General features: G+C 67.6%; 12 protein-coding genes. 8 read left to right on the forward strand and 4 right to left on the reverse strand.

Going from position 1 to position 13574, the window contains the following annotated elements:
• Positions 1 to 3 precede the first annotated feature (3 nt).
• From ACZ3I3_RS04895 to ACZ3I3_RS04910, 4 genes are all read right to left on the reverse strand, one after another.
• Entirely contained in the window at positions 4 to 774 is a 771-nt protein-coding gene (locus ACZ3I3_RS04895) for an MlaE family ABC transporter permease (protein WP_356924281.1), read from the reverse strand.
• Positions 771 to 1703 carry an ABC transporter ATP-binding protein gene (locus ACZ3I3_RS04900; RefSeq protein ID WP_467362569.1) on the reverse strand — a complete coding sequence of 311 codons (933 nt, stop codon included), beginning with the start codon at positions 1701 to 1703 and terminating at the stop codon, positions 771 to 773. Before ACZ3I3_RS04900 ends, ACZ3I3_RS04895 begins: the two co-directional genes overlap by 4 nt.
• A gap of 164 nt (positions 1704 to 1867) precedes the next feature.
• Positions 1868 to 2977 (reverse strand): RNA polymerase sigma factor, encoded by a 1110-nt coding sequence (locus ACZ3I3_RS04905; protein ID WP_467362571.1) that lies wholly within the window; start codon positions 2975 to 2977, stop codon positions 1868 to 1870.
• Positions 2978 to 3031: 54 nt separating this feature from the next.
• On the reverse strand, positions 3032 to 4063 hold the full coding sequence (locus ACZ3I3_RS04910) for a lytic transglycosylase domain-containing protein (protein ID WP_467362736.1): 1032 nt from the start codon (positions 4061 to 4063) through the stop codon (positions 3032 to 3034).
• Between the two features lie 560 nt (positions 4064 to 4623).
• On the opposite strand from ACZ3I3_RS04910, the gene ACZ3I3_RS04915 reads away from it, so the two are divergent.
• The 8 genes from ACZ3I3_RS04915 (at position 4624) to eccD (ending at position 13569) form a co-directional block, all read left to right on the forward strand.
• The gene (locus ACZ3I3_RS04915) at positions 4624 to 6462 is read left to right on the forward strand and encodes a GmrSD restriction endonuclease domain-containing protein (RefSeq protein WP_467362573.1); all 1839 of its coding nucleotides are present in this window, start codon (positions 4624 to 4626) and stop codon (positions 6460 to 6462) included.
• Positions 6463 to 7031: 569 nt separating this feature from the next.
• Positions 7032 to 7364 (forward strand): hypothetical protein, encoded by a 333-nt coding sequence (locus ACZ3I3_RS04920; protein ID WP_467362574.1) that lies wholly within the window; start codon positions 7032 to 7034, stop codon positions 7362 to 7364.
• A gap of 65 nt (positions 7365 to 7429) precedes the next feature.
• Entirely contained in the window at positions 7430 to 7741 is a 312-nt protein-coding gene (locus tag ACZ3I3_RS04925) for a pore-forming ESAT-6 family protein (protein WP_467362576.1), read from the forward strand.
• 53 nt (positions 7742 to 7794) lie between these two features.
• Positions 7795 to 8187, forward strand: a complete 393-nt coding sequence (locus tag ACZ3I3_RS04930; RefSeq protein WP_467362578.1) for a DUF6507 family protein — start codon at positions 7795 to 7797, stop codon at positions 8185 to 8187.
• The gene (locus tag ACZ3I3_RS04935) at positions 8184 to 10961 is read left to right on the forward strand and encodes a hypothetical protein (RefSeq protein WP_467362580.1); all 2778 of its coding nucleotides are present in this window, start codon (positions 8184 to 8186) and stop codon (positions 10959 to 10961) included. The genes ACZ3I3_RS04930 and ACZ3I3_RS04935 overlap by 4 nt, the downstream gene beginning before the upstream one ends.
• Positions 10936 to 11823, forward strand: coding sequence for a pentapeptide repeat-containing protein (locus ACZ3I3_RS04940; RefSeq protein ID WP_467362581.1), 888 nt, complete (start codon positions 10936 to 10938; stop codon positions 11821 to 11823). The genes ACZ3I3_RS04935 and ACZ3I3_RS04940 overlap by 26 nt, the downstream gene beginning before the upstream one ends.
• A gap of 59 nt (positions 11824 to 11882) precedes the next feature.
• Positions 11883 to 12173, forward strand: coding sequence for a hypothetical protein (locus tag ACZ3I3_RS04945; protein ID WP_467362583.1), 291 nt, complete (start codon positions 11883 to 11885; stop codon positions 12171 to 12173).
• 16 nt (positions 12174 to 12189) lie between these two features.
• The gene (eccD, locus tag ACZ3I3_RS04950; protein WP_467362739.1) at positions 12190 to 13569 is read left to right on the forward strand and encodes a type VII secretion integral membrane protein EccD; all 1380 of its coding nucleotides are present in this window, start codon (positions 12190 to 12192) and stop codon (positions 13567 to 13569) included.
• The last annotated feature ends 5 nt before the right edge of the window (positions 13570 to 13574 follow it).

Raw genomic sequence — 13574 nt, forward strand, 5'->3', positions numbered from 1 at the left:
GCCTCATCCCCTCTGCGGAACGACTTGGAAGTACACGGCGGTCATCACGAAGTTGGTCACGAACAGCAACATGAAGGTGATCACCACCGACTGGTTCACCGCGTCGCCCACACCCTTGGGCCCGCCCTTCGCGGTCAGGCCCTTGTAGGAGGCGACGATCCCGGCGATCGCGCCGAAGACGAGCGCCTTGACCTCGGCCGCCCACAGGTCGGAGAGCTGGGCGAGGGTGGTGAAGGAGGCCAGGTAGGCACCCGGGGTGCCGTTCTGGAGAACGACGTTGAAGAAGTAGCCGCCCGCCACCCCGACCACCGACACCAGGCCGTTCAGCAGCACCGCCACCAGCATCGACGCCAGCACGCGCGGGACGACCAGCCGGTGGATGGGGTCGATGCCCAGCACCTGCATCGCGTCGATCTCGTCGCGGATCTTCCGCGCCCCGAGGTCGGCGCAGATCGCCGTGCCGCCGGCGCCCGCGATCAGCAGCGCGGTGACGATCGGCGAGGCCTCGCGCAGCACGGCGAGCACGGAGGCGGCGCCCGAGAAGGACTGGGCGCCGAGCTGCCGTGTCAGGCTGCCGATCTGCAGCGCGATCACCGCTCCGAAGGGGATCGACACCAGGGCCGTCGGCAGGATGGTGACGCTCGCGACGAACCACGTCTGCTGGATGAACTCCCGCGCCTGGAAAGGCCGTCGGGGGATCGTGCGGACGACGTCCAGCGCCATCGCGAAGAGGCTGCCCGAGTGCCGCAGGGCTCCGGTTGGAGACAGACTCATGCGCCGGCCACCGCCTTCTGGTGCAGCGCGGCCTCGCGCCGGGCGATGGCCTCCCAGCGGGGTGGCCGGGTGATGCCCGGCCCCGGCAGCAGGCGTGGAGCCGGCGGCTCGTGAACGCCCCCGCTGTCGTCGATCTGCGCGAGCTCCTGCTCGACCTGCGCCGCGTCCTTCTCCTCCGCCATGCCGATCGGGCCCTGCATCCGGCCGTTCAGGAACTGCCGTACGACGGGCTCGTCGCTGGCCAGCAGCTTCTCCCGCGGCCCGAACATCACCAGCTCGCGGCGGAACAGCAGCCCGATGTTGTCGGGCACCTGGCGGGCCGAGGCGATGTCGTGCGTGACGATCAGGAAGGTCGCGTCGATCTGCGCGTTGAGGTCGACGATGAGCTGGTTGAGGTAGGCCACACGGACCGGGTCGAGACCCGAGTCGGGCTCGTCGAAGAGGATGATCTCGGGGTCGAGGACGAGGGCCCGGGCCAGCCCGGACCGCTTCCGCATACCGCCGGAGATCTCACCGGGCAGCTTCCCCTCCGCCCCGATCAGCCCGACCATGTCCATCTTCTCCAGCACGATGCGCCGGATGTCGCTCTCGGACTTACGGGTGTGCTCGCGCAGCGGAAAGGCGATGTTGTCGTACAGGTTCATCGAGCCGAACAGCGCACCGTCCTGGAACAGCACGCCGAAGAGCTTGCGCACCTCGTACAGGTCGTGCTCGCGGAGCTTGGTGATGTCCCGGCCCTGGATCGTGATGGACCCGCGCTCCGGCTTCAGCAGGCCGACGAGCGTCTTGAGGAACACCGACTTGCCCGTACCGGAGGGGCCGAGCATGACCGAGACCTCCCCGGCAGGCAGCGTCAGCGAGACGTCCTGCCAGATGACCTGGTGACCGAAGGACTTGGTCAGCCCTTCCACACAGATCTCGACACCCATACGGTCCGCCCTTCAGCCCGTGGAGCAGCTCCAGCAGCTCTGACATCTGCTCTACGGGGAGGGGTGGGGGGTCCGTCGCTCGGGGGGCGGATTTTTTTCGGGCGGGTTTTCGGGCGGGTTTCCGGGTGGGTTTCCGGGTGGGTACGGGAGTGGGTTTCCGGGCGCTACGGGAGGAGGAGCTCGGTGGGCTCTGGGAGGGAGGGGGATGGTGTGGCGGGAACCTCCGGAATCTCGGGGACCGCCGTGTCGGTCGGCACGGCGGAGGTCTCCACCGGCAGGTCGGGAACGTCGGGCTCGGGGACGTCGGGCACCTGCGGGACTTCCGGCGCGGACAGCGAGGGCAGCGACGACACCGGGACATCAGGAACGCGCGGAACGTCTGGAACATCGGGAATGATGGGGGCGTCCGGCAGCGACGGCACGGACAACGGGAGGAACGATTCGGCGGCGGCGGACTCGGCCGCTCCTCGCTCGGCGGCCGCAGCCGTGGGCTCATTCCCCCGAGGCGTACGGCCCCCGCCACCGCCGTCCGGCCGCAACGTCTCCGCGTCCGGTGAGGCGGCCACAGGCCGAGGCGTCGTACCGCCCCCGCCTCCCCCGCCCCCACCGCCATCGAGGGCGTACGGCAGCACGAACCCCGCCACCGCCAGGGACGCCGCCGTCGAGGCGACCGCCACGGCCTGCGCCCTGCCGACTCCGCGCGGCCGTCCCCAGCCGATCAGGAACAGCGCGAACCCGAGCGTGGCGGCGAGCGACTGCCGCAGCGTCCGCCGGGCCCGGGCCAGCAACGACTCGACGGTCCGGTAGCTCAGCCCCATCCGGACGGCGACCTGGCCGACGTCCAGGTCCTCCGACTTCAGCCGCAGCGCCTCGGCCTGCCGCGCGGGCAGCTCACCACTGCGCACCGCCAGCCACTTCGCCTCGGCCCGGTCGCACACGGCCTCCTCGACGGGCACCGGGCCGGGGGCGATGAGCGTCGGGCTGGTCCGCACCTCGGCCTCGCGGTTCACCTGCCGGTAGCGGTCGACGCACAGCCGCATCGTCACCGTCGTCAGCCAGGCCGCGAGCCGCTCCTCGTCCAGGTCGGGCCGCTCGGCGGCGCGCAGCATCGCCTCGTGCACCGCGTCCTCGGCGTCCTCCGTACTCATCGACCTGCGCCGGGCCACCTTGAGCAGGTGCTCACGGTGGCTCCACATACGCCGCCACCGCTCGTCGGCAGCGGTCACCACTGCAGGTGTCTCTGCGGGCATGTCCGCAGGCATGTCCGTCGCCATGAGGGCCCCTTCGCGCTCGCCCACCGGTCTGGTGCTGTCCGGCGGGGGGCGACATTACCGCCCAGTATCGGCGGTTGTGGAGGGGGAGACGGTCATCGAGTCCGCGCTGTTACTGGTGAGCGGGGCACCGCTGGGCAGCAGGTCGGAGGCAGGGAGCTCCAAGTCCGGGTCGGGGGCGGGGAGTCGTGGCTCGTCCGGGTTCTCGGGGTCGGGGGCCGGGCGGGTTCTGGTCGGGGCCGGGGAAGCCGGCGACGGGGTACCAGACGGCGGGGCACTCGGCCGGGCGGAGGGGGTCGGCGACGGCTTCGGCGTGGTCGCCGGCCGCGACGGCTCCGGGTGCACGGAGGAGGACCCGGCGGAGGGGAACCCGGCAGAGCCGTCCGGCACGACCCGATGCCCTTCCAGGAAGTACGCGTACCAGGCCCTGACCGTGCGCAGATAGGCCGCCGAGTGGTTGTAGCCGAGGATCGCGCGGTCCAGCTGGGCGGGAATGGACAGGTCCCGGCCACCGGCACACAGATACCGTCCGGCGGCGAGTGCCGCGTCGAAGACGTTGTTCGGATCCGTACGCCCGTCGCCGTTGCCGTCGGCGCCCCAGCGGGCCCAGGTCGACGGGATGAACTGCATCGGCCCGACCGCGCGGTCGTAGGCCGTGTCCCCGTCGTGGGCGCCGCCGTCGGTGTCCCGGATCAGCGCGAAGGCGACGCCGTCCAGCCGCGGCCCGAGGATCGGCGCCAAGGTCGTACCGTCCGACGCCACCCTGCCACCGCGCGCCTGCCCCGACTCCACCTGCCCGATCGCCGCCAGCAGCTGCCAGCGCAGCCGGCACTCGGGTGCCTCACGCGCGAGCCGGTCCTCGGCCCGCCGGTAGGCGGCGAACACGCTCGCAGGCAGCGCACCGCCCACCTCCTCCCCCATCGCCTGGCCGCCCGCGCCCTTCCCGGTCCGCAGCGGCGGAAGCTCGGTCCGGTACGGCGCGTCGCCGGACACGCTCGGTCCGTCCTCGACGGGTGCCCGACCGGCCGCCGGCACGGAGTCCCGCACCGACACCGCCCCCGGCGCCTGCGACGCGGTGAGCGCCGCCATCGCCACCACGGCGGCCGCCGCACCCCTGACGCGCTTACCCCTGTGCCCTGCCACGTCCTGCTTCCCTCCCTGTGAGCTGTCTGTCGACTGCTCTACGGGGCGGGGCGGCGGGTCCGTCGCAGGGATCGCGTACCTTGCCGCTACGGCGGTTTCCGCGGTTTCCGCAGGTGTCAATTCCGCACGCCGCTACCGGCCAGCGCACGCGGCCCGAGCAGCCCGCAAGGCCAGTGGTCGTAGCTCTGTGTCGATGCTCATGCGTTTTCCCCGGGTTAGTGCGGGGCTGTGTATACCTGCATGAGCAGGCGAGGCGGGAAGCCATGGGCACCGCGAGCGTGAGGTGTTTTCCGACAGGAGTTTCGGGCAGGGGGCCCAGTCGCGGGACCGGCTACTGCCTGCAACGTCTTGCGGAAGGATTCCGCCTCCGCCGCACCAAGCAGCGCAAGTCACGTCAGGCAGGGAATTCTTCCGCATCCCGGCGCTCAACAGCCCATGCAGCTAGTAGCGTTGAACAGGACATGGATCTCGGTCGCGGGCGCGACCACTGCCCCAAAGGAGGCTGTGTGGCCGACGAGGCGTTCAGCATCGACAAACGCCCGCTACGCGACATGCTAAGGCAGGTTGAAGTAGGTAAGGCACAGCTTCCCGAATTCCAGCGCGGCTGGGTCTGGCCATGGCCGAACATCGCCAGCCTTCTCGCATCCATCTCACTGAGTTACCCCGTCGGCACCGTGATGCTGCTCAGGGCTGGCGGCAACGTTCGATTCAAGTATCGCCCGATCGAGGGAGCCACACCAACCGGCGAACCAGAACCCGAGTCGCTGGTCCTGGATGGGCAACAGCGCCTCACTTCCCTCTTCCAGGCTCTGAAGCTCCGCCGCCCGGTGGTCACCCAGGATATGCGTAAGCAACAGGTATCCGGCTGGTTCTACGTCGACATGCGCAAAGCGCTCGAAGAAAACGACGACCGGGAAGAAGCGATCCGTTTCCTCCCGGCAGGGCGTCAGGTGCTCAACTTCCGTCGGGAGGTCATCGAGGACTACTCGAAGCCTGAGTTGGAGTATGAGCACCACATGTTCCCCCTGAACGCAGTTTTCGACAACGGTGACTGGGGGGACGAATTCACCGACTACTGGGGAGACGACAAAGCCAAACGCACCCTGTGGCGCACTTTTCGAAATGAATTCATCCGCCCCTTCGACTTGTACCACGTCCCTGTTATCGAATTGGGACAGGACACTCCTCGACAGGCCGTATGCCAGGTATTCGAGAAAGTCAACACCGGCGGCGTGACTTTGACCGTTTTCGAACTCCTGACTGCAACCTACGCCGCCGAGGAGTTCGATCTGCGCCGGCACTGGCAGGAAGAATGTCGCGCAGCCTGGAAGGCACCCGAGTACCGCATCCTGCGTGAGGTGTCCAATACGGACTTCCTCCAGGCAGTCACCCTGCTCGCTACGGCAGCACGCCGCCAGGCCGAACAGCAACAAGGGACAGAGGAGGAGCGACTCCCCCGCATCGGGTGCAAGCGTAAGGACATGCTTGCTCTGTCTCTTGATGACTACAAGCGCTTCTCCCCGTCCGTAATCGCAGGATTCAAGACGGCTGCCAAGTTCCTGCATCAGCAGTATCTCTTCGACACAAAGTTCCTGCCGTACGGCACCCAACTCATTCCGCTGGCCGCCATCCTAGCGCTGGCCGGCGATGCTGCACACACCGCGGGAGCCCAGCAAAAACTCGCCCGCTGGTATTGGTGCGGGGTATTCGGGGAGCTGTACGGAGGCTCAACCGAAACCCGCTTCAGCCAGGACCTGCCCGATGTCGTCGACTGGATTCGCGGCACCTCCACAGAGCCGCGCACGGTGACGGCCGCTCAGTTCTCCCCGGGACGTCTACTGACGCTTCGAACCCGAAACAGTGCCGCCTACAAAGGCATCTACGCTCTGCTACTTAAAGCCGGAGCCGTCGACTGGCGCACTGGGGAGAAGGCGGAGGTGACCGGATACTTCGACGAGTCCATCGACATCCATCACATCTTCCCCAAAGCATGGTGCGAAAAGGCCAACCTGGACCCCGCTGTCTACAACTCGATCGTCAACAAGACGCCTTTGACCGCCCGCACCAACAGAATCATCGGAGGCACCTCTCCCTCCTCGTACCTCGATCGTCTGGAGAAGTCCGCCGAGACTGATTTCGAGGACATGGCGGGGCGCATCCGCACCCACCTGGCCGATGCGGACATGATGGCTTCCGACGACTTCGACGGATTCTTTGCCGCACGCAGAGCGGCGCTGCTCAGCCACATCTCGTCCGCCATGGGCAAAGTGATCAACGACGACGAGTGGGACGGGGACGATGAGGGCCCGAGTCTGGACGCACTTGACGACACCGAGGACGCGTGAACGCTTACGGACACGTCCGGCACGAGGTGGTTCCAAGAGGGCTGCGCCTGCGAAGCTTGAGATGCTGACGAGCTCGATCCCACGTCCGCCCGACCGGCGGACCGGTGAGCGGAAGTCGCGATATGCCCAGCAGGTCCGCGAGCACCGCAGGACTACGCAGTGCCCAGCGGCCACCGCCTGATCTTCAGTCTTCACGCACCGAGGATCACCGGTGGCCGCACCTGTCTCAGCCCCCACCCGAGATCTCCCCGCCTCGCCTACCGCTCCGACACGCCAGCATCGGCCTGGCCATCCCGATGGTGGCAATCGCGGCGATCTGGCGCGAAGGCCCGCTCCTGCTGAACCGTGATCATTCCGCAGCTGCTGCGACTCGACAGTCAGCCCCCGAGTCACTTTTAGCCGCCTCACGCGGCGAGCCACCAGATCAAGCCACCTCGGACTCTTCCGCATTGCGCCTGCAACATGACGTGCGGAAGGATGTTCGGCAAGCTGCGAGTCACACGTGACGCATGAGTACGCTGCAGTGATCGCGCAACCCGACTGCACAACACGCTTACGGGGGTGGGTTGATGAAGTTCGACATGGGGTCGACGACCCTGTCGGAGCTCGGGAAGAGCACCGTCGGCTCGAGTGAGGATCTGGGCACGCTGATCGCGTTGCTGATCCAGGCGGCGGAACCGTTGGAGGGGAAGTTCAACGGGGCGGGCAAGGCCGCGTTCGACAGGTTCAAGTTGCATGCCGACGAGACCACGGATGCGCTGAACAGTTCGCTGGCGGCGATCCTGGGTGGTCAGTCCGGTATGGACACCGCGTTCGGGACCGGTGACGTGGAGCTGGAAGACAATGCCCACCAGAACATGGGTGCCGCCAACTTCGACGCGGCCCGCTTCGGCGCACGGTAACCAGGCAGGCGCCTAGGCGCCCGTAGCCACCTTCACCGTCACCGTTTTCAAGGGGGAATCCGACCATGGGTCAGAACCAGGACCGTCGTTCGTACGACACCGGCGCTTCCAGCGAGGTACAGATCAGCCTGCACACCGTCATCGGACAGCTGGAGCGGGTACTGAGCGACCGCGACCGCGCGGTGAAGGCCGCGATGGCCGACTTCACCGCGGACGGTGTCGCCGATGAGTACCACGGCAAGGAGAACCGCTGGCACCGCGCCGCCGGTGAGGTCCGCGAGATCATCCGGCTGGTGCGCACGACGATGGAACAGAACGACGGGACCGCGCAAACGACCCTGGCCAAGGCGCGGGCGGCCGTCGACAACATCGGCTGACGCCGGACGCGCAGCGGTAGCGGTATCAGGGAGAGGGAAGCGGGGGCTGACGCATGCCGGCGTGGGACATCTCTCCGTCCGGGGTCCAGAGTGTGGCCTCGAACGTGAGTGGCGTCATGAAGGTCTTGGACGAGATCGTCCAGGCGTACTCGGGTGACGTGCAGGGTGCGGCCACTTCGGCCGGGACGCTCGCTCCGGGTGGGGCGGGCGGTGAGCACATGGGGCAGAACGGGTTGGTGGCCGCCGCCCTCGCGGAGTTCATGGAGGGCACCGCGGACGAGCTGAAGTTCATCGGCGTGCGGGTCGGCAGGTCGGTCAACGGCGCGGTGGAGGCCACCGTGGCGTACCGGGACGGGGACCTGGAGATGGCCGCGGAAGTGCAGCGACGGGCGGCCGGACTGGTCAGGCCCGACATGCCGGACGGCTGGAAGGCCGACCGCCTGTGATCAAGCCGGATTCCATCCCGCTGTTCACCGGCGATCTCGCCCAGCTGGAACAGCACACAGACGCGTTGCGGGACGAGGCGGACGGCATACGCCAGGCCGGCGGGGAAGCCCACCGGCAGTTCCAGGGGCTGTCAGCCTTCTACCAGGCGCCGGAGGCGGAGGACCTGTTCGCCTCCACGGCGCCGGTACGCGACGCCGCCGACAAATTCGGGGACAAAGTCGCCACGGTGGCCGACGCGCTGCGGACCTACGCGGCCGAAGTCGCGCCGATCGCCAAGCGGTTGGAGCAATTACAGAACCAGGCAGCCACCTTTGTGGCAGGGCTGAAGACCAGCGACGGGGAGTTCGACGAGAACTGGACCGATGACGCGGACAAGGTCTCGGAGCACCAAGCCCTGATGCATGACGTGGCCGTCGCGCAGGCGGCGTTCACCGCTGCCGAGATCGCCTGCAACAACAGGATCACGGCCCTGGTCGGCGGCACCCAGTACGTGATGAACACCGGGGACAAGCAGTTCACCCCGCGTGGCGCTGAACTCTACGGCTACAGCGCCGAGGTGCTGGACCAGGCCAAGGAACTGCCCTGGGGCACACCGGTCACCCAGACCCACGACTGGTGGGACCCGGACGACCTCGGCTACTACGCCAAGAGCTTCTTCTGGGACGGCATCATCGTCGACAACGTCTGGGGAACCGTCGACGGCCTCGCCACCCTCGCCGGGTTCCACGGTTCGGACAGCGCGGGCCAGGCCTGGGAAGGCCTGGTCCGGGCCGTGGTCGGGGCCGAGACGTACCTCATGGAGTCCGGCGGCCGGAAGCCCACCGGAGTCTTCGCGACCGACTTCGCCCAGGACAGCAAGGAGCATGCCAAGGCGTTCGCCAAGGGCTTCGTGGCCTGGGACATGTGGGAGGAGAACCCGTCCCGCGCCGCGGCCACCGTCGTCTTCAACGGACTCACCCTCGGTGTGGGCCCGCTCAAGATGGCCTCGGCGGGCAAGGCCGGCGGGGCGGCCAAGGCCGCTGCCACGGTCGCGAAGGTCGGCGAGGTCATCGACCCGATCGGAGCCGCGGTCAAGGTGACAGGGCATGCCATTCCGAGGATCGCCCAGGTCACGGAGAACCTGCGCGGCGTGAACAACGTCCCCGCACTGCGCACCCCGCACAGCGTCCTGGAATTCTCCGACGCCACCGGGCGTTCCGTGCTCGTCGTCGAGGACGGCAGATTCGTCGTCCTCAAGGACGACAAGGTGGTCAGCGATGTGCCGATGCGGGAGCGTTCCGTCACGGCGGAAACGCCACGGACGCGGGAACTCGCCGGGGTCAGTGCGACCTCCCGTACTCCCGCAGTCGCAGCTCACGCTGACGACAGCACGTCGCCACACTCAGCTCACGAGGCAACAGGCAGCGCCGAGACCTCTTCGGGGCACAGCCGGGACATCCCTGACACGACAGGCACCGCGCATTCCCACGCTTCCGGATCGGGCGGTGTCGGCGGTGACGCTGGAGGCCCGCCGGTCGGCGTAGGTTCGCATCTGCCCGACGGTCCCATGGAGCCTCGAGGCAACCTCCCAGACGGCTCCTGGGAAGGACCCCAGGGGCTGAGGCTCAGCCCGGAGGAGAACGCCGCCACCGGCCAGTTCATGGACCGAGCCTTGGCGACCGAGCCGCGCATCACGGAGGCGATTCAAACAGCTGCCGGCCGTGTCGGGGACGGGAAACTCAACGGACTTGAGTACCGCCTCAAGGGTGAGGATTCACTCAAGCGCAAGGTGGCCACGGCCCTGCTCGAGGACGCCCGACTGACGCCGGAGCGCGCTCTGGCCAACATCAGGGACTCCCTTCGATACACGGTTGAGGTTCCCACCAGAAACTACTCACACGGGGTGCAGCAGGCAGTCGACGAGCTGCGCGCCCAGGGGTTCGAGAATGTGACATTCAAGAACACCTGGAATGGCTCGGGATACAAAGGAATCAATTCCACGTGGCGGGACCCTTCGACTGGTCAGATATTCGAAGTACAGTTCCACACCCCCGAGAGCTTCATCGCCAAGATGGACACCCATGTCCTGTACGAGAAGGGGCGCCTTCCTGGCATCTCCAGAGATGAATACGCCGCCCTGCAGGCCGCGCAGAATGATCTGTTCGACAGGGTTCCAGTGCCTCATGGAGCTGACTCGATTCGACTCGACGGTGATCCGCATGGCACAGGGTCCGCCGGTGCTCCCGATGTCGACTTGAGGCGGCGCGGAGGCGATTCTGCGCACGGGAACGGGCCGCCACCGGAACTCACCCCAGAGCAGCGCACCTCTCATGATGCACACCTGGAGGATCTCGCACGGCGGTACAGCGACGACTTCGATCAACTGAAGCAGGACCCTGATCACAAGGGGAAGGTGAAGCCGTCGGAAATGGACGAAGCCCGCGTTGCGTTGGATCTACGCGAAAACGGGAAAGTCCCGACCGATATCCAGCGTCCTCCTGGCGCCAATCAGGGGGACCTATATTCACCGAGCACCGGAGAATTCTACGACATTAAGGGAGTGCACTCGGACTGGCCACCACTGAACAACGTCCGCGACAAGTCCCTGCCGTTCAAGGGAGCCTACAACCCGGCGAACAACCAGGGCTGGGTGCGCAAGCTGGAGGACCAGATCGTCACCAAGGGGCGCATGGTTATCCTCGACATGCGCAATGCCAATCAAGCGGCGATCGACGATGTCAAGTCGATCGTCGAGCAGCACGGGTGGAGTGATCGAGTTGTCTGGTATCCGTGACGTGCGGCGAATCGTCAGGCTGATGCCGCCTGACGCGGAGGCCGCTGCCGTTCTACGGGAGTGGGTCGAGCAAGAAGACTCGCTTCTGGACGTCTCGGCCCTCGACCTGTCCCGGGCCGACCTGTCAGGTGCGGACCTCGCCATGGCACTTCTGCCCCAGACGGTCCTCCGGAGCGCCAAACTCATCGGCACCGACCTCTATCGGGCGCATCTGGAAGGCGCGGTGCTCGATGATGCCGACCTCTCGCATGCGTCGCTGATCAAGGCTGAACTCGACGAGGCTTCCCTGCGCGGTGCCACTTTGGACGAAGCGGACCTGGGAAGTACGAGCCTCTGGGCGGTCGATGCTCGGTCGGCTCGCTTCCGCGCAGCGAAGCTCCATGGCGCTTCCTTGATCGACGTCAGGCTGGAGGGCGCCGATCTCACCAACGCCTCAGTGCGCGAGACGTCCTTGAAGGCGGTACTCGACGAGCACACCGTCGTCCAAGGGCTTTCCGGCACGCTCTTCGGCCCCGCGGTCATCGACCATGCAGGTGTGCGGCGCGAGATCAGTGGACCTGACCTCGAGCAGTGGCTGAACAGCCGCGGAGCGAAGGTACGGGTCCTCGATCCACGCTCTGGTGACATCACCTACTACGCCAAGTTCAGTGAGGGTTACTCGCGCAGCAATCCTCAGGGCATCGTGAGACGCCGCCTAGTGAACGGCGTAGCGCATGACGAGGCATTCACCAGGAACCTGCGCTGGGAACCGACCGAGTACCTTCGGCTTCACGAGCTGGGACACAACGAGGTTGACCACGTGGAGATCAGTGAAGCGGAAGCGCTCGCGTTCATTGAAGAGGTCACGGAACAGAACAGGTAGCCGGCTCACCAGGTGCAGGTAGTGACAGCCAGGACGCGAAGGGCGGATGGCAGGTAACCGTGACAGCGCAGGATTACGACAGTCAGCTCCTCGAGTCGGTGTCCGTCCGCCGCCGCCGTCTCCGCGACGCCCTCCTCTTCGGCGGGCAGCGGCAGCGACGGTCGCTCGATGAGCGGGTCGGAAAGGTGTTCGCCGGGGTGGTGATCGCGGCGGTGCTGTGTGCCGGGTGTGTGGGGTGGTCGTTCGTGTCGCACAAGGTCATCGGGAAGAGCCCGTACGGCGCGTCCGTGCCGTCCTTGGGTCAGAACTCCCCCATCGCTGCCGCCCCGTCTGCCTCTTCTTCTCGGTGATAGGTTCGAACGCGTGATGTCCACGGGGTCCTTGAGTCGTTCGGTGACCAGCAGCCGTACGGCGCTGAGCCGGATCACCCTGGTCGGTGAGCGGCGTCGGGTCGACCTCGTGCTGCCTTCGCGGGAGCCCGTCGGGGTTCTGCTGCCGGAGGTCATGCGGCTCCTGGACGATCGCGTGGGCGACCGGCCCGAGTTGCGGCATCTGGTCACCGCGGACGGGTCCGCGCTCGCCCACGACAGCACCCTGGAGTCGGCCGGTGTGACCGACGGGGCCGTGTTGCGGCTCGTGCGGGTGGAGGATGCCCCTTCCGCGCCTGTCGTCCATGACGTCACCGACGAAGTCGCCGACGATCTCGACATGCGGGTCTGGCGGTGGCGGCCCGCGGTGCGGCGCGTTGTCGCCGCGTGTGCAACCGTCCTCTGGGCCTTCGCCGCCGGGCTCCTGGCCCGGGACCACTTCGCCCTGTCCGCAGTCGGCGCGGGGCTTCTCGCCGTTGCCGTGGGATGTGCCGCAGCCGGCGTCCTCCTCGGGCGCGCCCGGCGGCACGCACTCGCCGCCACCCTGATCTCCACGGCCGCCGCCCTGGCTGTCCTGGGCAGCTGGACCTGCGCCGATGCCTACGGCTGGGACGGTGCGGTGCGGCTGGCGGGTGTCGCTGCGGGCGTGGCGCTCGCACTGTTGCTCGCCGGGTGGTTCACGCCGTTGGGCCGCGGGGCGCTGGTCGGTGCCGGGGCTGTCGTCGGCTGCCTGGTGGTGTGGGAAGCGGCCCTCGGACTTCAGGGCGGGGCGGGGACCGCCGCCCAGCAGGCCCGGGTGGGTGCGGTGCTCGCCGTCGTCTCCGTCGTCGTCCTCGGGATACTGCCGCGGCTCGCGCTGATGGCGTCGGGGCTGACCGGGCTGGACGACCGGCGTACGGGTGGGGCGTCGGTGAGCCGGTACCAGGTGGGTACGGCGCTCGCCGCCACCCACCGTGGGCTGGTCCTTGCGACCGTGGTTCTCGCCGCCTCTGCGGGTGCGGCCGGTGTGCTCGTCCTGCGTACGGTGTCGGTGTGGACGGTGCCGCTCGGCATCGTCGTGATGGTGGTGCTCGCCTTGCGGGCGCGTGCCTTTCCGCTCACCGCCGAGGTTGTGGTGCTGCTCGTCGCGGCGGCCGTCGTCGCGGTGCGGCTCGTCGTGCTGTGGGGTGACCACGCCTCGGCTGCGGGCTCTGTCGCCGTGCTCGGCTTCCTCGCTGTCGTACCTCTGGTGGTGCTGACCGTGGAGCCGGCCGAGCATGTGCGGGTGCGACTGCGGCGAGCCGGTGACCTGCTGGAGTCCGTGGCTGTGATCGCCCTGTTCCCCTTGGCGATCGGCGTGTTCGGGGTGTACGGGCGGCTGCTCGGCACCTTCGCGTAGGACAG

The organism is Streptomyces sp. NPDC016851 (genome assembly GCF_055562795.1).